This window comes from Pseudoalteromonas sp. SCSIO 43201 (assembly GCF_023716725.1).
GTDB lineage: Bacteria > Pseudomonadota > Gammaproteobacteria > Enterobacterales > Alteromonadaceae > Pseudoalteromonas > Pseudoalteromonas peptidolytica.
This window is the reverse complement of record NZ_CP072683.1, coordinates 2,726,528-2,751,508: the sequence shown is the minus strand read 5'-3', so window position 1 is coordinate 2,751,508 and position 24,981 is coordinate 2,726,528. Positions and strand designations below refer to the sequence as shown.

Below are 24,981 nucleotides of genomic sequence, written 5' to 3'. Positions count from 1 at the left end.
GCACATTCCTTTTTTAGTTTATATCATAATAGCGGGGTTACCTAACAAAGCCAAAAAGGTTTGTTGATGTACATCTATAAGTTGGTCGATGTTTCTTTGATAGCCACCACCGAGCGCGATAGCTAAGGGGATATTTTGTGTAACGGCACAGTCAATTACAATTGAATCACGGGTGTATACGCCCTCGAGCGAGATATTGAAGTGGCCTAATTCATCGCCTTGGTAAATATCTGCACCAGCATTATATAAAATAATATCTGGCTGATGTATACGTGTAGCTAGCGTTATCGCTTCTTGAACAGTTTCAAGGTATTGTTTGTCTTCTGTTCCCACCGGTAATGCAAAGTCTAAATCTGAATTGGGTTTGATCCTTGGGAAGTTGCTTTCACAGTGAATAGAGCAGGTGACAATATCATCACGCCCTTTGGCTAGGGCTGCGGTGCCGTCACCTTGGTGGACATCACAGTCAAAGATCAGCACTTTCTCAGCTTGATGTTGTGCAATTAAGGTCGCGGCAACAACTACCCAGTCATTAAAAATGCAAAAACCACTGCCAAACTCACGATGAGCATGATGATAGCCGCCACTTAGGTTGGCTGCAATGCCATGCGTTAGTGCATACTCAGCTGCTGCTAAACTGCCACCCAAAGAAATCAAGGTACGCTCCACAAGTTGTCGGCTCCAAGGAAAGCCCATTCTCTTAATAGCTTTGTCGCTCAGGGTACCTGCTAAAAAGGCATCAACGTAACCGCTGTCATGGCAAAGAAGGAGTGCATCGCGGGTAATCTTTTGCTCAGGCTGCTTGATATGCTCGGCAAACTTGTTGTTATTTAATCGTTGATATAATTTTTGATATTTGCTGATTGGGAAGCGGTGATGCTTTGGTAAAGCTAGGGCGCTGTAAATTGGGTGGTAGTAAAGCATTATCGATTTTGACTTTTTTCTACTTCTTGAATTTTTTGCTCGGTGGCCGTAATGGCTTTTCTGCAACGACCAAGGCGAGCATGGAGGGCTAAAATTTCGGCGTTAAGCTTAGCAGCTTCATTGCCGTTCGCCTTGTCCATTTGTAGCCTTCTCAGGTCTATCATTTCTTGTAATCTACGTTCAAACTCATGATTTTGCGAGAGCTCTTGATATAACTCATGAGAGGATTGCATGATTTTTTGTACGGCTTTTTTATAAACTTTGGCCTTCTTTGGAGTGTTGAGTTTATTTTCTTTGGCCCATACAGGGGTTGATTTTAATACTTTTAACACCGCCTCCATCTGCGAACCTATCCGCTCTATTGCAAATGCAAAAGCGTGACGTTGCTCGCTAGGTGGCAGGTGAGTCATTGCTTCTGAGATCTCATCAACATAATCACTGAGCTTTAAGCTTTTGGTTCGAAACACTCGAGTATCGAATAAGCTCGGTTGCGCCTGCATATAGCGGTTCTTATCAAACCATTTGGCAGCATCAAATTTCACGGCTTGTTGCTTCAAGCGGCTAATTTGCTGTTCTAGTTTGATAAGCCCCACACTCATGAAAAATAAGCCTCAATAATAAGCTTGCCAGCAAGAATAATGACGACGGTATTAAATAACGGTTTGATCAACTTGTTACCAAATTTTATGGCTGAGTGTGCGCCAAGCCATGCGCCAAACATTAAAAATGCCCCCATGGTTACACCCAATAAAAAGTTTACGTGTCCCAAAGCGACAAAAGTGATCAATGAAATAAAGTTAGAAACAAAGTTCATTGAACGAGCAAGGCCGCAGTTCAACAGCAAGCTCATTTTATATAGCATGCTGTTTGAAGCCGTCCAAAAAGTACCAGTCCCTGGTCCTGCCATACCATCGAAGAACCCGAGAGACAGACCTTGAGCCCACTGTTTTATTTTTAGCGCTCGATTAGCTTCGGGCAATGTATGTGAATCGGTTGGGCTTAGTTTGCCGACCAAGCTGTATATTGCAACAACAATAATAATGATAGGTATCAACTTATTTAAAAACTCGATACTAAGAAAATCGACCAGTAGAGTGCCCAATACCGCGCCTATAGCAGTCGCAATAGTAGAACCTATCCAAAAGCTAGGCTTAAACAGCTGCTTTTTATAGTAAGTAAAACTGGCCGTAAGTGAGCCAAAACTGGCGGCAAGTTTATTGGTGCCCAACGTTAAATGTGGTGGAAGTCCGGCTGTCAACAACGCGGGCACAGTTAGTAGTCCACCGCCCCCAGCAATAGCGTCAATAAATCCAGCAGCCAGTGCGACTAAGCAAAGTAACCCCCATGTAGTGGGTTCTAACGCGAGTTCAAACATTATTAATCAATTTGCCTTTTGTAAGGTGGCAGAGTATCAAGCATGGCTTTACCATACCGCTTGGTAACCAAGCGTCTATCTAAGATGGTGATACGGCCGGAATCTGATTCTTTGCGCAGCAGTCTACCACAGCTTTGTACTAATTTCTTCGCAGCATCAGGCACTGTTATAGATAAAAATGGATTGCCGCCTTTACTTTGTATGAACTCGGCTTGCGCTTCCTCAATAGGTGAGGTGGGGACGGCAAAAGGGATCTTGGTTACAATAAGGTTTTCTAGGTACTTGCCGGGGAGATCTAAACCCTCGGATAAACTCTGCGTGCCAAATAAAATACTGCCACGACCCAAGTCGATATTGGCTTTATGGCGGGTGAGCAAAGCATCACGAGACAACTCCCCTTGTACTAAAATATTAAGCTTTTTGCTTCTTAGCTTTTCTACAACGTGATTCATTTGCCAATAAGATGCAAATAACACAAGGTTTGCTTTATTCGTGTCTAGATAATTCGGTAGCGCTTCGCCAAGGTAATCGCTAAATGCTTTATCGGTTGGATCGGTTGGTGTTTTGGGCAAATGTAAGGTGGCTTGATTTGGATAATCAAATGGAGAATCTGCTTTGATATATTTGACCCCAGGTTCTTTTGCCAAGCCACTTTCATGAGCAAAGTGGTCAAAGTTGCCCAGTGCACTAAGTGTTGCTGAACACAACACGGCACCTGCACATTCTCGCCAAAGATTATCTTTTAGGTAATAGCCTACTTCAATAGGGCAGTCGCACAACAGGTGGTCATGATGATTTTTGTATTCTAAACGCTTAATCCATCTTGCATGGGGGACGTTTTCTCCCTTTTTCGCATAGCTGAACCACAATTTATTCAGCTGCTCTAAACGGTTTATATACTGACCACTTTCCACAAGTAATGGATCTGCTAAAAATGCTTGCACATCACCATCAGAGACATCACCAGATAAAGCATCGTGCATTTTTGTGAGGCAACGTAGTGCGTCTTGCGTAGCATCAGCAATATCTTTTGCTTTTACTGTTAGGCTTTCAGGCACCTCTCCATGGCTAAAACGGTAGGTGTCATCATCATTGTAAGTAAAATCACTTTGATCGAGAATATCTCGTACTGCTTTTAGATATTTCGCGGCGTCATTGGCGGCATCATTTAACTTAAAGTTTTGTCCTATGGCCTTTTGTGAAACCACAGTGTTGGCCATTTTTCCACTAAACTTGAGGAGCTTTTCAAGCCACTCAATAGTCCCCTTAATTGTTGCAGCAGCAGAGGAAAAATCACGGGTGATATGGGGAAGGTGATGTGCTTCGTCTATCACATAAAAGGTGTCTTCAGGTTCAGGTAAAATAGTCCCGCCACCTAACTCAAGATCTGCAAGTAGTAACGCATGGTTTATTACCAACACATCCATTTGTGCGATCTTCTGTCTTGCTAAATGAAAAGGGCACAAGTGATGAGATTTTAGCTGACGTTGGCAAGCATGTTTATCGCAAGCAATGATGTTCCAGACCTTGTCAGGAATGGTATCTTCCCAACTATCTCGGTCTCCTTGCCAGCGTTTTTCTTGGTAAGCGAGGGCAAGCTCTCTTAAACAGCTTTGTTCGGCTTTTGATAATGGACTACTGGTTGTCGGCATCATGGACAACTGCATTTCATCATCACTTACCGCTGCCATAAGCTTTTGTACACAAATATAGCGCTGGCGACCTTTAACCAAGTCAAACTTAAAATCCAAACCCGAATGAGCCTGCAAAAAAGGCAACTCTTTGTTGATGAGCTGTTCTTGTAAAGCCACCGTTGCCGTTGAAATCACAAGTTTTTTTTTGCTAGAAAGTGCAACTGGTAGCGCGCCTAACAAATACGCGAGAGATTTGCCGGTGCCGGTTCCAGCTTCGATTACACATATACGTTGAGTTCGATGATAATCGCCACTCAGCGTTTTGGCTATTTCGGCAACTAGATAGTTTTGGCTCGGACGCGGGCGAAAGCCATCTAAAGCAGACGCTATTTGCTGATGTGCTTGACGGATGGTTTTTTTTAATTTGTCTGAGAGCATAATGTATCTGGCCTAGTGTGCAAAGATGGAACAAGCCTACCACTTGAACTAAATTTGTGTTTAATCGTTATCCTAATTAGGTCGGTTTAGTTGTAAACGCCTTTATGTTCAATAAACAGGTGGATATAATTACAGTGATTGAGCTATTTTAGGGTGGTATTGGAGTTGGCACAAGCGATATATCAGGGCTTTGTATTATCAAGACAGCAAATACAAGTAAACGGTAAGCTGCGTTTGTGCTATTGGCTTAAGTCACACCAGCATTTGCTGAAGGTATGGGTGGATGGTGAGCAGCCACTATTTTTTATAAAGCTCACGCAGCGCACCAAAGTAACAGAGATCCTCAATCAGAGTCAGGTACGCTTTGACATTTTTTCCAGTCAACTAAAGCACTTTGATCAGAACCCCGTTTGTGTCGTGAAGTTTCGTAGTTTACCTCAGTTCTACGAAGCAAAGCAGCTGCTTGAAAACCAAGTTACATTATATGAAGAAGATATTCGTCATACTGACCGCTATTTAATGGAGCGATTTATTAAAGGAGCTGCTTGGGTCAAGGGGCATGCGACACACAAACAAGGTTACGTTGAAATTACCCAAGCACAATTTAAAGCCTCAGATGATTATCGGCCAAATCTTGACATGCTATCAATAGATATTGAATGCAACGGTGAAGGTGTGTTGTTTTCAATCGGACTTGTTACTAAGCTCGAGCAATTTGTCATCATGATAGGTGAACCACAACCAGCCACCGTTGATGTGATTTGGGTTCATGATGAAATCGCATTATTACAAGAGTTAGTGACGCAAATAAACCGACTGGATCCAGATGTCTTAATTGGCTGGAACGTGATTGAGTTCGATGCAAGCATATTAGCTGAGCGTGCACAAGCGAACGGAGTGGTATTGTCTATTGGGCGAGACGGTGGTGCGATGTCGATATTTAAAGGGAATTACACCCGAGTGTTAATTCCGGGCAGAGTTATGCTAGATGGCATAGATATTATGAAAAATGCCACCTACCACTTTGAAACTTTCAAGCTCAGCTTTGTGGCGGAGAAAATACTTGGGCGCACAAAGCTTATTGCGCAAGATGACCGCCTCGAAGAGATCATCCGCCAATTCCATCATGATAAGCCTGCTTTGGCCGCATATAATATGCAGGATTGCCAGCTAGTTTTAGATATATTTCTCAAGCTAAACTTATTGGAGTTTGCGCTTGCGCGCACGCAACTGACAGGACTGGAGCTTGAGAAAATGGGTGGCTCTGTGGCCGCATTTACTAATCTATACTTACCACTATTACATCGAAGTGGTTATATCGCCCCTAATTTATCAGAGCATGGTATTAGCTTTGATAGCCCTGGCGGCTATGTGATGGACTCAAAACCCGGGCTTTACCAAAATATTTTGGTTTTGGATTTTAAAAGCCTTTATCCCTCTATTATTCGCACGTTCTGTATTGACCCTATGGGATTAATTGAGGGGTTACAAGCTCCCAACGACGCAATTGAAGGGTTTAACAAAGGTAAGTTCAGTCGCACTCAACATCATTTACCTGGCTTAGTTGCCTCACTTGCAAGCGCCCGTGAAAAAGCAAAATTGAACAGCGATATGATGTTGTCACAAGCTATTAAAATTATTATGAATAGCTTGTACGGCGTACTAGGATCAAAGGGCTGTCGATTTTACGATCCTCGTCTTGCTAGTTCAATAACGATGCGCGGACATCAAATTATGCAGCAAACTAGAACCTGGATTGAACAGTTAGGATATGAGGTTATCTATGGCGATACGGACTCCACTTTCGTTTGCTTACCTGAGTGTTTAGCGAGTCACGAGTGCCAAGCTGTTGGAAAACAGCTAATGCATACCATCAATGATAAGTGGCGTAATCAATTAGTGGAGCGCTTTGGTCTTGATAGTTATCTAGAAATAGAATTTGAAACGCACTATAGCCCGTTTTTTATGCCGACAATCCGTGGCCAAGAAATTGGCTCAAAAAAGCGTTATGTTGGTCAAGTTGTTGAAGCGGGTGAAAAGAAACTAGTATTTAAGGGGATGGAAACCGTTCGCAGTGACTGGACTGAAATCGCAAAAGAATACCAACAAGCTGTTATTCGAGCGTTGTTTGATGGAGAAGACGCTGTTGTGATTACACACCAATATATTAGTCGTATCTTTGCTGGTGAAGTCGATGAAAAGCTTGTATATCGGAAAAAACTGGGCAAATCAGTGGAGTTATATACCAAAAACATACCACCTCAAGTAAGAGCTGCAAAACAAGCGATTGAAGAAGGGCTTTTAACAAGCGCTAGAAAAGGTACGCAAATACCATATTATTTAAGTACCAACGGACCTAGGTTCGCTGTGCCAGATAAGTTAAAAGATATTGATTACTATCAGTATATTGAAAAACAAATTTTGCCTATCTATGAAATGTTGCCGAACGCTGCACAGCTAAGCATACGCCCCGACGGCCAGCAAAGTCTTAGCTTACTTTAGAACAGTTAAATTCCAATTATAGCAATAGCTTTGCTTCTATATGTTAATTTTGTTGCTGTTTTTGGCTCGGCTTTTTCGCTGTTTACCATTAACATTCACTTCGTTCGCCATACTCTCTTAGTCTATTCTGAGTAGAATTCAAGCTTTGGAGTACGCAAATCGATCAAAAAAGAAAAAAAGTCCGTCATTTTGTTAAGTTACTGTACCTGGTTTGGGGCGTTGACTGGGGTTTTTTAAAAAAAATATATTTTTTTTGAACTTTTTTGATGTTTAATAAGTTACTGTATTTACTAATTATTTTTTTAATTTTTTATGTTAATGCTGGTTCTTCTTTGGTTTAAATTATGAAAATGAATGTTGACCCTATGTTGTTACAGAAAGTAGTATAGCTGCGTCATGCAGTGACTTGTCCCTAAGTTAGTTATGTTCGAGAGTCCTAACTATATGTTATCTAGGGATATATTTTCATGGCACATAAAAATAATCAGGGAGCAATCAATGTTAAATAATAAAGTAAGCAAGGCTGTACGCCTTGGATTAGCGTTTGGAGCAGCGTCAACAGCTGTATTTAGCGCAACCGCAGCTGCAGAAGAAGCATCAGTTGAAAGCGTAGAGCGAATTCAAGTAACCGGTTCTCGTATCAAGCGTACTGACCTAGAAACTGCAATGCCAGTGAGTTCTTTCTCAATGGAAGATATCAAGGCTTCAGGTGTACCTACTCTTGAGCAGTTTGTTCAGCAGCTACCAGTAATCAGCGGTGGTAGTTATGGTTCAAACGTAAATAACGGCGGTAATGGTACAGTTAGTATGAACCTTCGTGGCCTTGGTTCTGACCGTACTTTGGTACTACTAAACGGCCGTCGTTTCAGTGGTGACATTAGTACTATTCCTATGGCTGCAATCGCACGAGTTGATGTACTTCGTGATGGTGCCTCAACTATCTATGGCTCAGATGCGATAGCTGGTGTTGTAAACTTTATCACTGCTAAAAACTACACTGGTACTGAACTAGAGTTCCGTTACCAAGAAACTTCTGAAGGTGATGGCGAGTCAGACTCAATTAGCTTTGTAACCGGTATTGAAGGTGACAAAGGCAGCCTAATCATCTCAGCAGGTTATGACAAGCGTGAAGCTATTTATGGTAAAGACCGTGACTTTTCAAGCTGTCCTCGCCAAGAAGAAGATGGTAAAATCGTATGTGGTGGTTCAACAACCTCTTCACCAGGTACATTCAAGCTAAAAGGCAACACGACTGACAGATTTGTAATGGACGAAAATGGTAATCCAAGACCGTTTGTTACGTCTGATAGCTACAACTATTCTTCTACAAGTATTCTTTATCAACCGCGCGAAACTTATAACCTTTTCGCAGCAGGTCGTTATGAGTTAGCTGAAACAGATTTCTCTTCTATCGAGTTTTTCTCTGAGTCGATGTTCACTCACCGTAGTAACACGACAAATCTAGCGCCAGTAGGTACGTTCTGGGGCATGACGGTTCCTGAAAGTCACCCTAATAATAATACGGGCGATGAGGTTTATGTAAACCGTCGTCTTACTGAGTCAGGAAACCGCCGTACAGACTTTGATGTATATGAGTACCTGATCACAACCGGTTTTGAAGGTGAGTTCTCAAATGGCTGGTATTGGGACTTTAGCTACGGCTTTAACCATCGTCGTGTTAATGAGTTCATCGATGGCCGTGTACACCAAGAGCGCATGAATATGTTGGTAAATCCAGCGCTTTGTAATGCAGATAACAGCTCAGATGATTCAAAAGCATGTGCTGCTGCTGTTGCTGGTACGCCGGATGGCATTTGGAACCCGTTTGTTGATGGTAGCCTAACTCAGGATATGCTTGATTGGGTGATTGTTCCTCTTACAGACACTAAGATTTCTGAAGACACTCAGCTACAAATTAACATTACGGGTGATTCGGGTGACTTCGAATTACCAGCCGGTGTAATTTCTTGGGCAGCAGGTTACGAGCACCTTACGACTTCTTATGAAGCGATTGTTGACGGTGCATCTGGCCTAGGCGCTATCTATGGTACTGCACCTGGCGGTTCAGTTGGTAAATACAACACCAAAGCTTACTATGTTGAAGCCAATATCCCACTATTAGCTGATGTTGCTTTCGCTGAGCGCTTAGACTTAACCGTTGCTGCTCGACGTACCAAGGTAAATCTAATTGAAGATGCTGAGACGACTAAGAAAATAGCGCTTGAATGGCGTCCTAACTCAGAGTTAATGGTTCGTGCTAACTACTCTGAAGGGTTCCGTACACCGTCGATTACTGACTTATTCCGTCCATTTACACAATCAGCTGATTCATACAGTGATCCGTGTAAAAACTACGGCTCAAACAATGATCTTTCAGCGACATTTAAAGCCAACTGTGCAGCAGACGGCCTTCCTGGTAACTGGGGACAGCCAAACGCTCAATCAGGTTCATGGTGGGGCGGTAACCCTGATCTAGGTCCAGAGACCTCTGAAAGTAAGACCTTTGGTTTTGTATGGTCGCCAGACTTTATCGAAGGCTTTAGTGCTACCGTTGACTACTATGACATTGAGATCAGCAATGTAATCTCTAGCTTAACGCTAGAAACAATTGCTCAGACATGCTACGAGAGTGAAAACTTCTCTTCGCCAGTTTGTAACCTTATCAAAGGCCCTGAGGCATACGGAACTAAAGGTATCAGTCCTCGTCGTAACCTAGATGGCAACCTTGTTGGTGTTGACTTATCAACACAAAACTTAGGTTTCTTCAACTCAAAAGGTATCGACTTTGACTTTAACTACGCAATGGAAGCTCTAGGTGGCAACCTTCGCTTCAAACTTGCAGGTACGCACCTACTAGAACAAACTTCGCTTGAAGCTGAAGGCCTAGAGGTTAAAGACTTAGATGGCTACTACGGTGCTGATATAGCGAATGGTGGACGTGGTGCATTTAATGACTGGCGTGCTAACTTACGTGTGTCTTATGACCGTGATAATTGGGGTCTGGCACACACTATGCAGTACCAAAGTGCTGTTGATGATGTAGCACCAGCAAAAAATCAGCTATCTAGCAGTGTAGGCTCTGTTATTTATAACGACCTATCTGGTTACTATCATGCAACAGATACGTTGACGTTGTCTTTGGGTGTCAACAACCTATTTGACAAGCAGCCACCTTATGTATCGCAAGGTGATAACGGACTGCTTATCCGTGTTCATCGCTTAACTGGCCGTGAATACTATGCAAAAGCAACATTTAAGTTTTAATTTATAAACTTAATAGAAGCGGGGAAGTTTCCCCGCTTTTTTTGTATATGGACGACCAAAACTGCACAATATAATTTAAGTGTTTTTTTATAATTAATATATTGAAATTAATACAAATTATCGTTAACTTTATTTTGGTAAGATTGAATTACTTACCACTTCCCAAAATTCCAGTTAATTACAATAAATAAAGAAGGACTTGTGATGAAAAAAATAATAATTTTGTTTACTACTGCATTTCTATTTGCGTGTAGCTCAACATCTGGAACTAAAAATGATGCAACAACAGCGAGCAAAAAAAGTCAATTAGAGTGCGAGGTCAGCTCTATGACTGGTAGCAAATTAAAGCGCAAGCGCTGTATTGATAAAAAACAAGCCGAATATGAAAAAGAAAATGCGCGGCGCTTAACACGAGAAGCATTAAACAATAGCTCCTCTATAGCGACTGACGGCTAAGTAACCTGAGGGTTAGATAAGGAATGCGTTAACTCCTGGTTTTTAAAATCACATTGTGTTGTTTCCTTATCTAGCCAGAGAGTTTTGGTGATAACACCGCTCCCGCATTCTGCTCTTGCTAAGATTAAGTCGTAATACCAAGTGGGAGCATTTAAGGCTGTTGTCTGGTTGCTCTTACAGACTTCTACTAAGTACCTCTAACAGATTATAAGACTTTTCCCACCGCTTCCTGTTTCCGCTTCAGAAGATATGCTTGGTCAGCTTTTGGCCTGACTCTGTATGCTATAAGTACCAGTTAAGTTAGCACGACAAGTTTATTGTGGTGTTGCTTATGTGTCATTTAGATCTCCTTTATATCGCAAGTGTTCCGATTTTTGGAATTATTTGTTTCTATTAAATTAAATTTTCTTATAAGCCGTGTAAAAGTATGATTTTATTTGATTTTAGTGTGCCATCTTAGATTTTTGGTTGCCAGTTGTACTGAAATCTGTGAAATGCTTGTTGACCCTATGTTAGTGATAAAAGTATTATAAAGGATATTGAACAAAAGTTGCGAAAATGGGTACTTTCTTGTTGCTAAAATTGGAACTCTAATGTTTGCTTACAAGAATGGGTTAGTTCTTATTTAACACTTTGTTTAATAAAAATTTATTTATAAAAATAAAAGCAGGGATCAATCATGTTCAACAATAAAGTAAGCAAAGCGGTTCGCTTAGCAATTGCTTTTGGTGCTGCATCTACAGCAGCATTGGCAAGCACAGCTGTATCAGCTGAAGAAAATACAGAAACAGAAGAAGTCGAACGCATTCAAGTAACTGGTTCGAAAATCAAGCGTATTGCTGCGACAGCACCAACTCCAGTTGTTGTTATCGGTAGGGTAGAGCTTGAAGACGCAGGTGTCAGCAACGTCAACGACTTCCTATCAGAAATGCCATCTGCAGAAGTTGGTTTGAGTCCAGAAAACTCAAATAACTATATCTACGCAAATGGTCTGAATACTACGGATCTTCGTGGTCTAGGTTCTAGCCGCACACTTGTGCTTGTGAATGGTCGCCGTTTTATCGGTGGTTCAGCGGGTGATAACGCCGTTGACTTAAACAACATTGCAACATCAATGATCGAGCGTATCGAAATTTCTACCGGTGGTGCTTCTGCTGTTTATGGTGCAGATGCCGTAGCTGGTGTTGTGAACATCATTACTCGTACTTCTTTCGATGGTCTTGAAATTGATGCTGCGACCACACGCCCATTTGAAGGCGGTGGTGAGCAAACATTTGCATCACTGGTATTCGGTAAAGAGTTTGATGGTGGCGGCTTCATTTTCAACTACGACTTTGCTGACCAAAAACAAATGGCTAAGCGTGACAAGTCATGGTGGTATGACAATCCAGTTTCATCAGTACCAAACCCGAATAACACAGGTGGTGACGATGGTATCCCAGCTCGCATCCCTTATGAAGGCAAAAAACATTACGCACTTTATGATGAGTCAAGTGAGTTCTTCTTAGGTGGCGATCACTGGACATTCGATGAAAACCGAAATCTACGTCCATTTGATAATGGTGATGGCTATATCCCAAGCGATCCAACGTCTTCACTTTACCGTTATTACGCAGGTGAATATAAAGATGGTATCGAAGAAGGTGCTGATGAGTTCTTCCGTACACCACTGACGCGTCATACGTTTAACATCGCCGGTAACTACGAGATAAACGAAAACCATACGCTAAGCTTTGATACAGTTTACTCACTCAGTGAAGCTTTTGGTCAAAGTACCCCAGTGTTCTGGCGTAGTTTGAACATACGTAAAGACAATGCTTTTGTAAAAGATGACCTTCGCCAATTGATGGAAGAGAACGAAGTAGAATCAATTACAATGCGTCGCTTAGCAAATGACTTTGGTCCGCGTAAGTATAATCAAGAGCGTTCGACTTTCCGTACTTCAGTGGGTCTAGACGGTTTCATTAACGATAACTGGTCTTATTCAACGTATTTCCAGCATGGTCGTCTACAGCAAGACACCTCATGGTTCGGTGAAGTAATCACAGAAAACTTTGAGAATGCACTTGATGCTGTAATGCTAAATGGCAACATTGTTTGTGCAAATCGTAATGATGAAGGTGAAGTGGTTGGTGCTATTTCAGGTTGTACACCAATCAATGTAATGGGTGCACCAGGTCAGCATTCACAAGATACGATTGATTATATTACAACGGTAGCAACCGCAGAGCATGGTGGCACGCAAACTAGCTTTGGTGCAACGGTAACTGGTGACTTATTTGAGCTGCCAGCAGGCCCTGTCGGTAGTGCATTTAGCTTTGAATGGCGTAGAGATTCAGCATACGAAGAACCAGGAACAGGCATCCGTAAAGGTCTTATTTTTGGTAATTCAGGCCTTGCGTATTCTGGTTCGCTAAATGTGAAAGAATACTCAACAGAGATTATTTTACCACTAGTTGTTGATCACGAATGGGCGCAAGAGCTTAACTTAGAGCTTGCGTATCGTTACATGGATTACTCATCAACAGGCGGTGATTCAGCGTATAAAGTAGGTCTAACTTACCAGCTGAACGATGACATTCGTTTCCGTGCAACAATGGCTGAATCTGTTCGAGCTCCTAACATCGAAGAGCTATATTCTGCGGCAGGCACACAGTTCTACGGCACTCGCTTTGACCAATGTGCAGCTGATACAATCCAGAACACTGATGAAAAATATCGCGCAAATGTAATCAAGAACTGTGCAGCGGCGGGTATTCCAGAAGGTTGGAGACCATCTCAAGCTTGGACTGATGGCGGTAGTATCGAAGGTAAGCTTGGTGGTAACAACACACTACAAAATGAAGTATCAAGCGATATTGTATTTGGTTTTGTGTACACGCCAACAGCAATCGAAGGCTTCGACATCACAGTTGATTACTGGAGCTTCGAGATTGAAAATGCTATCGAAAACTATAACTATCGTGAGCTAGCTGAAAACTGTTACCGTGCTGATAGTTTAGATAATCCATTCTGTGGCTTTATCACTCGTGATGACAACTTTGAAGTTGTAGACTTCTTCCAAACTTCACTAAACGCAGCTGAAGAGAAGAAGAGTGGTATCGATATCGAGTCTGTTTATGATTTTGAAACTAGCATCGGTGAATTTGGCGTTAAGCTAACTGCAACGTATGTTGAAAACTACGAAATCAATCAAACTGGAAACCCTATCGATCTACTTGTGAATACTGGTGAGCAAGATCACATGAGATGGCGTGCTCGCTTGAATACAAGCTACGAATACGGTGATTTCAGAGCGGTATTAGTCACTAACTACCGTCACAGTGCAGTAAATGACCGTAATGGTTGGAACATCGAACAGCACGATTACAACGATATTCCATCGTACACAACATTCGATCTTTCAATGAACTACCGTGTGCTTGAGAATGTAGACTTACGTTTTGGTATCCAGAACATGTTCGACAGAACACCACCTAGACACCCATTAGCGTTTGAAGACACTAGCTGGTACGATCCAATTGGTCGTCGCGCAACATTTGGTGTAAACATCAAGCTATAATTACGTGTTATAGTATTAAAAAGCCGCTTTAACAGCGGCTTTTTTTATGCCTCAAGAAGCATATTACTTTGAGAAAACTGGAATAAGCGCTAAGTAATCCTATTCCTTGTCTAAGTATTTAGTTGGAAAAGCTAAATAACATCAACGACCTTGCTGGCTCTTCTATAACGGATTTTAAAGCCACTCCAAGCTGGCAATTCCCACTTTTTAGGTGCATCTTTTCTTGCGCCACGGATATATGTTAACTCTATCCTTTTTCCTTTAAAGTTATAGTTGACCGACATGCTCAGTTCTGGAATGGACCAGAATAACGGAAATCTGTCTATAAATGGGTCTAACTCCCACGACTCAACCTCATCGAACTGTAAATCTTGCTCGTCAATGAGAGCAATATCTTCATAACTTTCGATACCCAGTATATTTAACTTTTGGTGCAGAAACCCTTCAACGGTGGGAAGTGATATATCGCGGCTATGGTATTGATAAAATAATTGGGTGTAGCTGATTTTCAATTCTATTTGATTGGCTAATCCTATAAAAAGTGTGTTATTTAGGATAAGCATCACCAATGCCGAAATCGTGTCCTGAGGTGTATTCAAAGGCTTTGTTGTCTGACCTAAGGCTTCTTCGCCGTAAAAGGTAATAAATTCGCCCCAAAGTACATTGTCATCTACATAGGCTGCGTGCAGAACTTCGTTGCCAATACCTATTTTAAGGAGCTGCTTTTTCGTCAACGCAGCATTATACATTGCAAGCGTTTTTGCTTGTTTAGTGCCTTTTCCTGCCAATGAGAATGTGTTTAGCACCAGTACTGCTTCTGCATTTTCACAGATACGAGTATGGTTTGAGAGAACAACCTCACTTTGTCCATTATTAAAACCATGGCGGCGATTATTTTTATTAATATATACCCAGTTAGGTATTAAGCTCGCCAACTCAAGAAGCAAGTTATCATGGTTGAAACTTGCAGCCTTATCTAATGATGGCAAGGAAAAGTGGTCGCGCAAGTGAGCACTAAATTGTTGGGCTTCTTGAAGCGCATCAGGTGTAATATCGACTAAATCCTCAGCTCCGCCTCTTACAACAGAGATAGCGACTTCTATGTCAGAGCCATAAGGAAAAAGGGTATTTAATCTTGTTTGGCGCTCGGCATCATTTGGGAGTTGATAAACACGAGCCGGAACCGATAATACCGAGAATAAGTCTATTGCGGCTTGGCGCAGTGCATTGCTGTTTAACTTGCTAATGACATAGCCAAATTCAAAGTCGATGGGTAGAGGGTAGAGCTGCTTGCCAAGCTCCGTTGCAATACCACGCGCGTCTATCGCTTCGAGTTTTCTGAGCTGCTGTGTTGCAACTTCAACTGAACGTTCAGGTAAAGGATCGATAAAGTGTAAAGATGAGACACCCTCAGTAGCGCAGCCTGAGGCCAATACCAGCTCTGTCAAAGATCCCCGTTGGATTTCTGGGGGAGTCGCATCAATAAGTGGTGCGTGTTGGCCATATAGCCTAATACACATACCAGCTTGTGTTCGTCCAGCGCGGCCGAGACGCTGCTTAGCTGAATCTTTGCCAATGGCATCTAAGCCTAATACTGTTTTGCCTAAGCGTAAATGTGTGCGGCGCTCTAGACCTGAATCAATTACGCAAGTGACATTAGGAATAGTAAGGGAGGTTTCAGCGACATTGGTTGCCAAGATAATACGGCGCTCCTTATGCGCTGCCAACGCTAGTTGCTGCGCCTTAGGACTGCAGCCGCTATATAACCCTATCGCAATAGCGGGTAATGATTTCACTTTTGATAAACATGCTTGGATCTCGGCTTTGCCCGGTAAAAAGACTAAAATATCGCCGTCGCAGTTTATCAGTGCTTCTTGGCATGCGCTAAAAACGCGCTGCTCCAGCTGCTCTTTATGAGGCATCGCCCGAGGCTCTGGCGCATGAAAATACTCGGCGACAGGGTAAAGCACTCCGCCTGATTCAATAACCTGTGCGTCTAAATAGGTAGCAAGCTTTTGGCTATTTAACGTGGCAGACGTCACAATTAATTTATGAGATTGTGCTTGCTTTAACAAGGCCAGTAGTAAGTCCATATCCCAGCGTCTTTCATGGAATTCATCCAGCATGACGACAGTAAAATCAGCAAGTTTATTATCAAAAAACCACCTTAATGCGACGCCTGGAGTTGCGTAGATGACCTGTGAATCTTCTGAAAACTTACCTTCAAAGCGAATAGCAAAACCAACCTTTTCACCAAGCTTAGACTCACTTTGAGTCGAGACATATTCAGCTAGAGAAGTGCAGGCGATCCGCCTTGGCTCAATAACTAAAACCTTACCGTGCTCTGTCGCCCACAATGGCAGTTGAGTTGACTTGCCAGAGCCTGTTGTGGCGCAGACAACAACAGTATTTTGTTCCCTTAAGGTTTTAGTAAATTGAGGTTGAACGGACTCGATGGGTAAGGACATAACTACTTATTGGCTATTTACATTTTTCGGTATAGTAACAAAATTTGCTTGAAAAATCGGGTGATGGAACCAATTTATCTTTGAAGACTTATTCAAAAATGGCCAAAAACCATGATAGAAATAGCGCTTATTACTGGCCTTATTCTATTTGTTTTCTTGTATTGGAACTGGGATAAAGTTCAGCAATTCAGGTGGCAAAAAAAATATCAAAACCAAGCATTAAGTGGATCTGACAAGCAGGTGTTACTAAAGTACATGCCTATCTATCGCAATATGACAGATGCCGACCGTGAGCAGTTAGAAAAGCATATTGTCTGGTTTCTGGGAGAAAAGCGCGTACTTGGTAGAGATGGGTTAGTGGTATCACGGCTGATGTGTTTAATTATCGCGGCAGATGCGTGCTTACTCGTGCTCAAGCAAGCTTGGCCACTGTATCCCAACGTCAAAGAAGTTTTACTATATCCAAGTAGCTATTATGCCCCGCAAACCTCAAGAGATGGTGCCGGCTTGGTCAGCTTTCATCAAACGGTTCGTCAAGGAGAGTCTTGGCCTGGAGGTACTTTAGTGTTGAGTTGGCACGATGTACTTGAGGGAAATAGATTACCTGAAGATGGTCATAACTTAGTCTTTCATGAATTTGCCCATCAATTGGATCAGCAGACCGGTGTAACCAATGGAACACCCATATTGCCAGCAAAGGTAAGCTATCAGGATTGGGGCAGGGTATTATCGAAGGCGTACCAGCACTTAAAAATGCAGCTGTCCTACAATATGCCTCATGCTATTCATTCATACGGTGCAACAAATGAAGCGGAGTTTTTCGCCGTGGTAACGGAAACATTTATTGAAAAACCCTATGAACTCAAACAGGAAAACCCAGAGCTATACAATTTGTTAAAAGACTACTATCAGTTTGAGCCAAGGGACTGGCAACGATATTAAAGCACTTATACCAATTTGACTTAATACTTGCTCAATTTGAAGGAGTAAATCTGACGCTAACAGCGTTAAAAATTTCTTATTTAGAACGACTAAATAGCAAAATCTTTGTCTTGTTATCGACAAGATTTTCTCGCCTCAAAATAGACCACTTAATTAAGAAAATTGGTATTAAATAAAAAAACCGCTCAACTGAGCGGTTTTTCTTAAGAGCGTCGATTAAGAAAAGCTAATTTCTTTTCTTTCGCGTCGGTCTCTTCTTTGACCTTCTGAGCGACGTTTATCACCGCCGCCACTACGAGGGTCTTTGAAGCTGCGCTTACGATCTCTTGACTCTTCACCTCTGCCCTGACCTTGATCGGCTGGGTGGGTGCTCTTGGTCATGTTCATAGGGCGTTGGCAAATATGAACGCTCTTGAAGTGGCTAAGTACGTCAGCTGGCATGTTTTGTGGTAATTGTACCGTACTGTGTTCGTTGAACAGACGGATTTCACCAATGAACTTGCTAGAGATATCTGCTTCGTTCGCAATAGCACCAACAATGTTCTTAACTTGAACACCATGCTCACGACCCACTTCGATACGGTAAGTGTCCATAGGGCCTGCTGCGCGATCACGGCTACGAGATTTGCGTTCACCACGCTCGCCACGGTTACCGTCTCTATCTCGGCGGTCGCCGCGACGATCATCGCGCTCTCTACGCTCACGTTGTTGAATTTGAATATCTTCAACTTTTAGTGGTGTCTGTTGCTGTGCAAGACACAATAGCGCTGCTGCTAAGTCTTCTTGGCTCAGCTCTAGCTTTTGAGCAAGGCCTGAAGCCACTTTTGAGAAGAACTCAATGTCTTTGTGCTCAAGCGCTGCAGAAATCTTTGTCTCTAATGCACCAATACGCTTTTCTTCAACTACTTTTGCACTTGGTAATTCAACCTGTGCGATATCTGAGCGCGTATGACGCATGATGTTCTTAAGTAAATAGCGCTCGTTGTTCTTAACGAACAAGATTGCCTTACCTTGGCGACCAGCACGGCCTGTACGACCAATACGGTGAACATAAGCTTCACAGTCTTGTGGGATATCGTAGTTAACAACAAGGCTTAGACGCTCTACGTCAAGGCCACGTGCAGCAACGTCAGTTGCGATAACGATATCTAGTAAGCCATTTTTAAGGCGGTCTACTGTGCGCTCACGTGCTTGTTGGTTCATGTCACCATTAAGCGGTGCTGCTGAGAAACCTTCACGCTCTAGTAACTCTGCAAGCTGAACAGTGTCATTACGTGTACGTACGAACACGATAGCACCGTCGTAATCTTCCGCTTCTAAGAAACGTACGATTGCTTTGTTCTTGTGTGCTGTTGCACGCCAGTAAACTTGCTCGATCGTAGATACTGTAGAGTTACGCGGAGTGATCTTAACTTGTTCGGCGTTGTCTAAATACTTATTACAGATTGATTGGATCTGCTTAGGCATAGTCGCAGAGAACAAGCAAGTTTGCTTCTCTTCTGGTGTTTTTTCCATGATGCTTTCAACATCATCGATAAAGCCCATGCGTAGCATTTCATCTGCTTCATCAAGTACAAGCGCATTAAGACCTGAAAGATCAATGGTCTTGCGGTTGATGTGGTCAATCAAACGGCCTGGTGTAGCCACAATAATTTGGGCACCACGACGTAGAGCACTTAGCTGAATGCCATAGCTTTGACCACCATAAAGCGCGAGTACTTCAACGCCTTTAGTATATTTAGCATATTGCTGAAATGCTTCAGCAACTTGAATAGCCAGCTCACGCGTCGGCGTAAGCACAAGAATTTGCGGTTGTTTAACGGATGCGTCTATTTGGTTTAACAATGGCAGTGCAAATGCTGCCGTTTTACCTGTACCCGTCTGCGCTAGTCCCAGTACGTCTTTTCTTTCTAGCAATAACGGTATACATTGAGCTTGGATCTCAGAAGGTGTTTTATATCCTTGCTCTTCGACTGCTTTTAAGATTGCAGGAGAAAGGTCTAAAGATTCAAACGTAACTGGTTCTGACATTAATGCGCCTCAACTATTTTAAAGAGGCGCGCATTGTACAGGAAAGCCACAGCAAATGCTTGCATAAAATCACACTATTTTATATGTGACTGATATTGGTTAAAATTTAACCTAATCAAGTTTGCAAAGTTTATTGATAAAGGCCTAAATTGGCTTTTGCGTATGCTTCAAACTCGGTAAAGCCACCGATATGATCTTGATCGATAAATATTTGAGGTACAGTGGGGCAAGGTTTACCAGCTGACTTCTCTAAGTCGGCTTTGCTCACGCCTTCTTTAATAATGTCGACATAGCGGAAGTTAAAATCATCGCGTTCTTGTGTTAATCGTTCTGCAACTTCTTTAGCTCGAACGCAAAAAGGGCAACCTTCACGACCAAAAATAACAGTAAACATATTCTTTCTCCTCTAATTGAATGACTACAGTATAGAGGAAGCATCCTGAAGGTAAATTGTATTAAAGTGATAGTGCTAATCTAAAAAATCGATTAGCTTCTATAAACCGTTTTAATGAGGTGAAAACCAAATTTAGTTTTTACCGGACCATGTACTTCAAATAACGGCTTTTTGAAGACCACATCGTCAAAGGCCTTTACCATATCTCCTTTATTGAACTCGCCTAGGTCACCACCACGCTTTTTTGAAGGGCAGAGGGAATGTTGTTTAGCCAACTTGCCAAAGTCAGCACCTTTGGCAAGTTTGGCTTTAATCGCTAAACACTCTTTTTCGGTTTTGACTAGGATGTGATAGGCGCACGCTTTAGGCATGAAAAGACTCTCATTGTAAAAATAAAAGCGATCATGCAGGGCTTGTGCGCCTGTGGCAAGTTAAAATGTTACACTAAAGCCGATAGAGGGGCGCATTTCAAAGTCATCATTTTCCTCTTCGATTACTAAGTCGTTGACTGAATTAACTTTGTCATAGTCAAGGTCGACATAGGCGGTGTTGTCTTGTCCGTATGCGTTCATTAGCTCTAAGATGAGTTTGCCATCAAGGCCAAATAATGTCGTTTTACGCTCAAAGCGAATATCGAGGCGGTGATAAGTGTCAAAGCGCTCTGAAAATGGGTCGCCATACACGGGCAAATAGCGGTTCGCAAATTCAGGGTTCTCTTTTACTCCCACAATCGGGGTGTAGGCTTGACCGCTGCGAGCGGTAAAGTTAAAGCCTCCAGACCACTTTTCGCCAAAGTCATAATGAAGCACGGCATTAAGAATAAAAGGGGTATCGGCATAGTAGTCACGCTTAATGCCGGTTAACTCATCCTCACGCTCACTTTTTGCGAGACTGACAGCAACCCAACCATACCAGTCATCGGTTTTGTTTTTGTTAACAATAAAATCAACACCGTACGCTGTACCGGAAGTCCCATTGATGTAGTTTACTTGAGATAAAGGAGCACTTTTAGGCAGGTCGTCCATGGTCTTATAATAGGTCTCAATGGAGTATGACCATTCATCTTTAAGTTCCTGCTTGAAGCCTAAGGTATAGTGCGTTGAACGTTGGGCTTCGAGGTCTGGGTTACCAACTACAGGCAAAATATATTCAAGGTCTTGAATGCGGCTGTAGGTGCCTGCCTTGGCTGAGATCACTGTGTCATCGTTATAGAAGTAATTGAGCGCAAGACGTGGATGGACAATGGTCTCATCACTGTAGTCATAATATTCGCCTACTATTCCTAATTCACTTTGCCATTTTGGGGAAAACTGCCAAACGTGATTAAGCCCAATAAAGGCAGAATCTGTTCCAGCACTCGATGTGCCCTTAATTCTTTCACCTTTATTTAGGTCGCAGTCGGGGTCAAACTCGGTGCAAACATAATTAAAAGCGTCGTAGCGGTAAGTGGACTTTTTGTCGTAATAGCCAGCATCTGCTATTAGGCGATGCTCTTTATGAAGCTTATAATTCGCGCGAATTTTATAGCTGAGCTGCTCTTCTTCAAAATTTTCAAAGTAGCCATCAGATAGCGTCGCACGCTGCCCATATCGCATTATGGCTTTATGATTCAGATACCCCACCCCAGCACGAATGTGTAGATCTTTAGCGTAATGATCCCACAGTATGTTCTGGCTGTTGAATTTGCGAGTGTAGCGAGCGTCACCTTGGTACTCTGGGGTTTTAAGAGCAAGGTGTGATGCACCTGAAAACCCAGCGGCTACAGAGTCCTCCGCACCATTGATATTTATTGAAATCGAATTATTTGCGTTAATATCCCACAACCATTTAGCTTGATAATCGTGATCATCAGGTGGATCGTTAATGATTACTCCCGTCGGTTTGCCATCATCGTCCTCCAGCTCTTCGCCATCATTGAAAAAAAGCGGTAGGGTACTTTTTCTGGCTGAGACATAGAATGCAGAGTTCTCCGTTGCTTCGCCCTCAACAAAAATACCAGCATTAAACATGGTTAAATCTAGCGTGGTGGCAATATCTTGGTATTTTGGGTTACGAAGCGTGACGTCAAATACTGCCCCTGTGGCATTACTGTAACTGGTACCAAAGCCAGCTGAATTTAATTGAAAGTCTTGGATAGTATTGCGGTTGAAAATGGAGCTGCCAAAATCATGAAAAATATACCCAGCAGGCATAAAGTCCACTTCAAAGATATTATCATCAGGTGAAGAGCCCCGCACCGCAGGTGCGCCCATAGAGCCACCTGCAGCAACCACACCAGGTAAGGCAAATGCTGCCCTGAGAGGGTCGCCCATGGCTCCTGGCATATCTACAAGTTTTTGTGCATCTTCGGTAATTTCTGAAATAACGGAGCTGCGTTTGTAGATAACTTCAATGTGTTCAATTTTATTTTCCTGTGCAACTGCGCTATTTGCGAGGGTAGTGCAGAGCACCAGGAGTGAAATTTTGCTGAGCGTAAAGTGTGGCGCATGGCGCATGGTAGGCTTCCTATTCATCCTTTGTTAAGATGTGCTTTAGCCTAAATGAAATAAATGTTGATTAGCTTCAGAGAGTTGTAATTAACTGTAAGAGGTTTGCCGCAGTTTCTTACAATCTCGCTCGGATCCCTATCTCAGAAGAGTAGCCAACAGAGCGCTCGGTGATCATAAAATTTTCATCAAGTACATAATACGTAGGGTAAGCCTGTACTTTATAGTCTGTTGCTGTGGCCTGATCACCGAGTAACACGGGCATCTCTAATTGTAGGTCGCTGACAAACTTTGTTACTTCTTCAGTCGAGCGATAATCCAGTGCAATCGCCACCGCTTTGACTTTGCCTTGCTGATGTAATTTGTCAATATTCGGCATGCTCACCCGACATACGCCACACCAAGGTGCAAAAAAATACACGACGCTTTGTTGCCCTTTGAGTTGAATAGAGGAGTAAGTTTGCTTGGACTGCAACATGTGAAGATGAAATGGCGGTGCCATTTGCGCTCCTGAGTCGGGCAGCATGTTTCTTTCTTGGTAGGTGGAAACGGCGAAAAACACCAGCACAATGACGAAAGCTTGGCCAAGTAGCTTGAGCATACACATGATCCCATGATAACAATATACGACAATAAAGACCGCAGTGTAGCGACCTTTATTGCATAGGACCAACGTTTTTGGGGTTAACCGTAAGGGTTATCGCCCAGATAGCGTTTCGCTTTTTGCTCTTTCAATTTAGCTAAATCAACCAGTACTAAACCATCGATACAGTTATTAAAGTCGGGATCTATACTAAAGCTCAGAAAGTTGACCCCTTGCGCTTCGCACAGCTCAGTATACTGTTTAAATAAGGTCGGTACTTGCGCGCCCATATTCGCGAGAATATGTTTGAGCTCAGCAAAGTCCTCTTTAATATCACTGCCACAAAATATTTGCTGATAGCGTGTAAGTTGATCGCTAGTTAGTTTCATCTCATTGTTAGGCGTGGCGATGCCCTCTAAATTGCAGAAGTAATGTTGGTAGTGATATACCAGCATCGCTTTGGCTTCATCAGGTAACGCATTTGATAAGCTTACCGCACCGAACATGTAGCGGTGCTCAGGGTAACGCTTAACAAATGCACCAATGCCATACCAAAGATAATCTAAGCTCTTTCGTCCCCAATATTTTGGCTGTACAAAACTGCGACCAAGCTCTAGCCCTTTTTCAAAATAAGGAGTCATGGCTTCGCTATATGAGAATAGACTGTCTGTATAAAGTCCTGCTTGACCATGCTCTTCTATCACGTGTTTAGCGCTGGCAAGGCGATAAGCGCCAACAAGTTCGAGTTGTTTTGTATCCCATAACAACAAGTGGTGGTAGTGCATATCGTATTTATCGATATCACGACGATTTCCACTCCCTTCTCCTACTGCTCTGAACGCGATTTCTCTTAAGCGCCCAAGTTCCCTAAATACCACTGAGCTACCAGTATAGCGATAGACATATATTTGCATCCCGTCGGGGGTTTCTCCTATACATTCACAGGCTTCCACCGCCTTTTTAAGCTCTTTACGATTTTCTGGCATTGCAATCGGCGTTTGAGTTTTGAGTGGAAGGGGCTTTTTACTCGCAAGCCGATAAAGCTGCTTACGGATCAGTGCGACAATTTCTTTGTCTTTGAGATTGTCAATTAGGTAAGACTCTGGGGGGATACTTGCACCTATTTCAAATTCTAATGACTTTTGCCTTTGTTTAAACATCTCTTTTACCAGTAGTAAGCTGGCTAAAGGCTTATAAATCATGCTTGTGCCGTAAAACAGCGGGCTGTTTTTAGCTTTAATAAAAATAGGTAAAATGGGACAATTGGCTTTTTTAGCCATGCGCAGAAAGCCTGAGTTCCACTTACAGTCTTTAATGCCTGTTGGGCTCAAACGAGAAACTTCTCCTGCAGGGAAAATAAGAAGTGCCCCTTCAGACTTTAGGTGGTTTTGGATATTTGCAAGTTCTTGCTTTTTACTGGCACCAGATAGGTTATCCACGGGCAAGAGTAGGGGGTGCATTGGTGTAACTGACATCAGCATGCGATTTGCAACCACTTTAAGATCTGGCCGTATCTGCGCAAGTACTTTTATTAGGGCAAGGGCATCCAAAGAGCCTATCGGATGATTTGCAACTATTACGACAGCGCCTTCGCTGGGAATGTGCTCAATTTGCTTTGGTTTAAAGCGAGCATCGAAATCTAATTCATCGAGGACTTGTTCAACGAACTCGAGACCCTCAAGGTGAGGGTATGTGTCGGCAAAAGCGACAAATTCTTGCTCATGTAATAAGTAACCAAGTCCTTTTTTTACTAAACCTTTTACCTTAGGGGAGTTTTCAAGTTGCGGAAGATTTGCTTCAATGACTTTATCTACACTGATCATTTTTCATCACCTGTTGGCGCTTTTTTGCAAGAGTAAAAACTATTAATGACAAGCATGTTGCATTGGTATGTCATTTACTTTGCAGTGATAGTGTGTAAT

General features: G+C 42.6%; 16 protein-coding genes. 5 read left to right on the top strand and 11 right to left on the bottom strand.

Annotated features, from left to right (window positions below; translation table 11 throughout):
- Positions 1-18: 18 nt before the first annotated feature.
- Genes J8Z24_RS11825 through dinG form a run of 4 tightly spaced genes read right to left on the bottom strand, consistent with a single transcriptional unit; the run spans position 19 to position 4,371 of the window.
- The gene (locus J8Z24_RS11825; RefSeq protein WP_128730800.1) at positions 19-924 is read right to left on the bottom strand and encodes a histone deacetylase family protein; all 906 of its coding nucleotides are present in this window, start codon (positions 922-924) and stop codon (positions 19-21) included.
- On the bottom strand, positions 924-1,523 hold the full coding sequence (locus J8Z24_RS11820) for a primosomal replication protein (RefSeq protein ID WP_252094730.1): 600 nt from the start codon (positions 1,521-1,523) through the stop codon (positions 924-926). Before J8Z24_RS11820 ends, J8Z24_RS11825 begins: the two co-directional genes overlap by 1 nt.
- Positions 1,520-2,299 carry a TSUP family transporter gene (locus tag J8Z24_RS11815; protein ID WP_125252380.1) on the bottom strand — a complete coding sequence of 260 codons (780 nt, stop codon included), beginning with the start codon at positions 2,297-2,299 and terminating at the stop codon, positions 1,520-1,522. Before J8Z24_RS11815 ends, J8Z24_RS11820 begins: the two co-directional genes overlap by 4 nt.
- Positions 2,300-2,301: 2 nt before the next feature.
- Positions 2,302-4,371 carry an ATP-dependent DNA helicase DinG gene (gene dinG / locus J8Z24_RS11810; RefSeq protein WP_128730802.1) on the bottom strand — a complete coding sequence of 690 codons (2,070 nt, stop codon included), beginning with the start codon at positions 4,369-4,371 and terminating at the stop codon, positions 2,302-2,304.
- A 165-nt stretch (positions 4,372-4,536) separates the two neighbouring features.
- On the opposite strand from dinG, the gene J8Z24_RS11805 reads away from it, so the two are divergent.
- The 4 genes from J8Z24_RS11805 to J8Z24_RS11790 all read left to right on the top strand — a co-directional run bounded on the left by J8Z24_RS11805 (position 4,537) and on the right by J8Z24_RS11790 (position 14,155).
- On the top strand, positions 4,537-6,873 hold the full coding sequence (locus tag J8Z24_RS11805; protein WP_252094729.1) for a DNA polymerase II: 2,337 nt from the start codon (positions 4,537-4,539) through the stop codon (positions 6,871-6,873).
- A gap of 498 nt (positions 6,874-7,371) precedes the next feature.
- Positions 7,372-10,137 (top strand): TonB-dependent receptor plug domain-containing protein, encoded by a 2,766-nt coding sequence (locus J8Z24_RS11800; protein ID WP_167508265.1) that lies wholly within the window; start codon positions 7,372-7,374, stop codon positions 10,135-10,137.
- Positions 10,138-10,341: 204 nt separating this feature from the next.
- Positions 10,342-10,593, top strand: a complete 252-nt coding sequence (locus J8Z24_RS11795; protein WP_128730805.1) for a hypothetical protein — start codon at positions 10,342-10,344, stop codon at positions 10,591-10,593.
- A gap of 679 nt (positions 10,594-11,272) precedes the next feature.
- Positions 11,273-14,155, top strand: a complete 2,883-nt coding sequence (locus J8Z24_RS11790) for a TonB-dependent receptor plug domain-containing protein (RefSeq protein ID WP_176032871.1) — start codon at positions 11,273-11,275, stop codon at positions 14,153-14,155.
- Positions 14,156-14,286: 131 nt separating this feature from the next.
- Here the strand turns inward: J8Z24_RS11790 and J8Z24_RS11785 are convergent, their stop codons facing one another.
- On the bottom strand, positions 14,287-16,623 hold the full coding sequence (locus J8Z24_RS11785; protein WP_252094728.1) for a DEAD/DEAH box helicase: 2,337 nt from the start codon (positions 16,621-16,623) through the stop codon (positions 14,287-14,289).
- 111 nt (positions 16,624-16,734) lie between these two features.
- Here J8Z24_RS11785 and J8Z24_RS11780 point away from each other — a divergent pair, with 111 nt between their 5' ends.
- Positions 16,735-17,565: a M90 family metallopeptidase gene (locus tag J8Z24_RS11780; protein ID WP_147389986.1), complete on the top strand. Its 831-nt coding sequence runs from the start codon at positions 16,735-16,737 to the stop codon at positions 17,563-17,565.
- 216 nt (positions 17,566-17,781) lie between these two features.
- Here J8Z24_RS11780 and J8Z24_RS11775 read toward each other — a convergent pair whose 3' ends face one another.
- The 6 genes from J8Z24_RS11775 to olsF all read right to left on the bottom strand — a co-directional run bounded on the left by J8Z24_RS11775 (position 17,782) and on the right by olsF (position 24,882).
- Entirely contained in the window at positions 17,782-19,596 is a 1,815-nt protein-coding gene (locus J8Z24_RS11775) for a DEAD/DEAH box helicase (RefSeq protein ID WP_176032873.1), read from the bottom strand.
- A 130-nt stretch (positions 19,597-19,726) separates the two neighbouring features.
- Complete coding sequence (locus J8Z24_RS11770; protein WP_010378880.1) at positions 19,727-19,990, bottom strand: GrxA family glutaredoxin; 264 nt, start codon at positions 19,988-19,990, stop codon at positions 19,727-19,729.
- A 92-nt stretch (positions 19,991-20,082) separates the two neighbouring features.
- Positions 20,083-20,361 (bottom strand): peptidylprolyl isomerase, encoded by a 279-nt coding sequence (locus J8Z24_RS11765; protein ID WP_128730060.1) that lies wholly within the window; start codon positions 20,359-20,361, stop codon positions 20,083-20,085.
- A gap of 60 nt (positions 20,362-20,421) precedes the next feature.
- Positions 20,422-22,485: a TonB-dependent receptor plug domain-containing protein gene (locus J8Z24_RS11760; RefSeq protein WP_252094727.1), complete on the bottom strand. Its 2,064-nt coding sequence runs from the start codon at positions 22,483-22,485 to the stop codon at positions 20,422-20,424.
- 109 nt (positions 22,486-22,594) lie between these two features.
- The gene (locus J8Z24_RS11755) at positions 22,595-23,077 is read right to left on the bottom strand and encodes a TlpA family protein disulfide reductase (RefSeq protein ID WP_252094726.1); all 483 of its coding nucleotides are present in this window, start codon (positions 23,075-23,077) and stop codon (positions 22,595-22,597) included.
- 83 nt (positions 23,078-23,160) lie between these two features.
- On the bottom strand, positions 23,161-24,882 hold the full coding sequence (gene olsF / locus J8Z24_RS11750; protein ID WP_128730065.1) for a bifunctional ornithine lipid synthase OlsF: 1,722 nt from the start codon (positions 24,880-24,882) through the stop codon (positions 23,161-23,163).
- Positions 24,883-24,981: the final 99 nt, after the last annotated feature.

Excerpts from the sequence above, each read along its gene's own strand:
- J8Z24_RS11775 (WP_176032873.1), bottom strand. The coding sequence starts at position 19,596 with ATGTCAGAACCAGTTACGTTTGAATCTTTAGACCTTTCTCCTGCAATC.
- J8Z24_RS11765 (WP_128730060.1), bottom strand. The coding sequence starts at position 20,361 with ATGCCTAAAGCGTGCGCCTATCACATCCTAGTCAAAACCGAAAAAGAG.
- J8Z24_RS11785 (WP_252094728.1), bottom strand. The coding sequence starts at position 16,623 with ATGTCCTTACCCATCGAGTCCGTTCAACCTCAATTTACTAAAACCTTA.
- J8Z24_RS11820 (WP_252094730.1), bottom strand. The coding sequence starts at position 1,523 with ATGAGTGTGGGGCTTATCAAACTAGAACAGCAAATTAGCCGCTTGAAG.
- J8Z24_RS11760 (WP_252094727.1), bottom strand. The coding sequence starts at position 22,485 with ATGCGCCATGCGCCACACTTTACGCTCAGCAAAATTTCACTCCTGGTG.
- J8Z24_RS11755 (WP_252094726.1), bottom strand. The coding sequence starts at position 23,077 with ATGCTCAAGCTACTTGGCCAAGCTTTCGTCATTGTGCTGGTGTTTTTC.
- dinG (WP_128730802.1), bottom strand. The coding sequence starts at position 4,371 with ATGCTCTCAGACAAATTAAAAAAAACCATCCGTCAAGCACATCAGCAA.
- J8Z24_RS11790 (WP_176032871.1), top strand. The coding sequence starts at position 11,273 with ATGTTCAACAATAAAGTAAGCAAAGCGGTTCGCTTAGCAATTGCTTTT.
- J8Z24_RS11815 (WP_125252380.1), bottom strand. The coding sequence starts at position 2,299 with ATGTTTGAACTCGCGTTAGAACCCACTACATGGGGGTTACTTTGCTTA.
- J8Z24_RS11825 (WP_128730800.1), bottom strand. The coding sequence starts at position 924 with ATGCTTTACTACCACCCAATTTACAGCGCCCTAGCTTTACCAAAGCAT.
- J8Z24_RS11800 (WP_167508265.1), top strand. The coding sequence starts at position 7,372 with ATGTTAAATAATAAAGTAAGCAAGGCTGTACGCCTTGGATTAGCGTTT.
- J8Z24_RS11795 (WP_128730805.1), top strand. The coding sequence starts at position 10,342 with ATGAAAAAAATAATAATTTTGTTTACTACTGCATTTCTATTTGCGTGT.
- J8Z24_RS11770 (WP_010378880.1), bottom strand. The coding sequence starts at position 19,990 with ATGTTTACTGTTATTTTTGGTCGTGAAGGTTGCCCTTTTTGCGTTCGA.
- J8Z24_RS11780 (WP_147389986.1), top strand. The coding sequence starts at position 16,735 with ATGATAGAAATAGCGCTTATTACTGGCCTTATTCTATTTGTTTTCTTG.
- olsF (WP_128730065.1), bottom strand. The coding sequence starts at position 24,882 with ATGATCAGTGTAGATAAAGTCATTGAAGCAAATCTTCCGCAACTTGAA.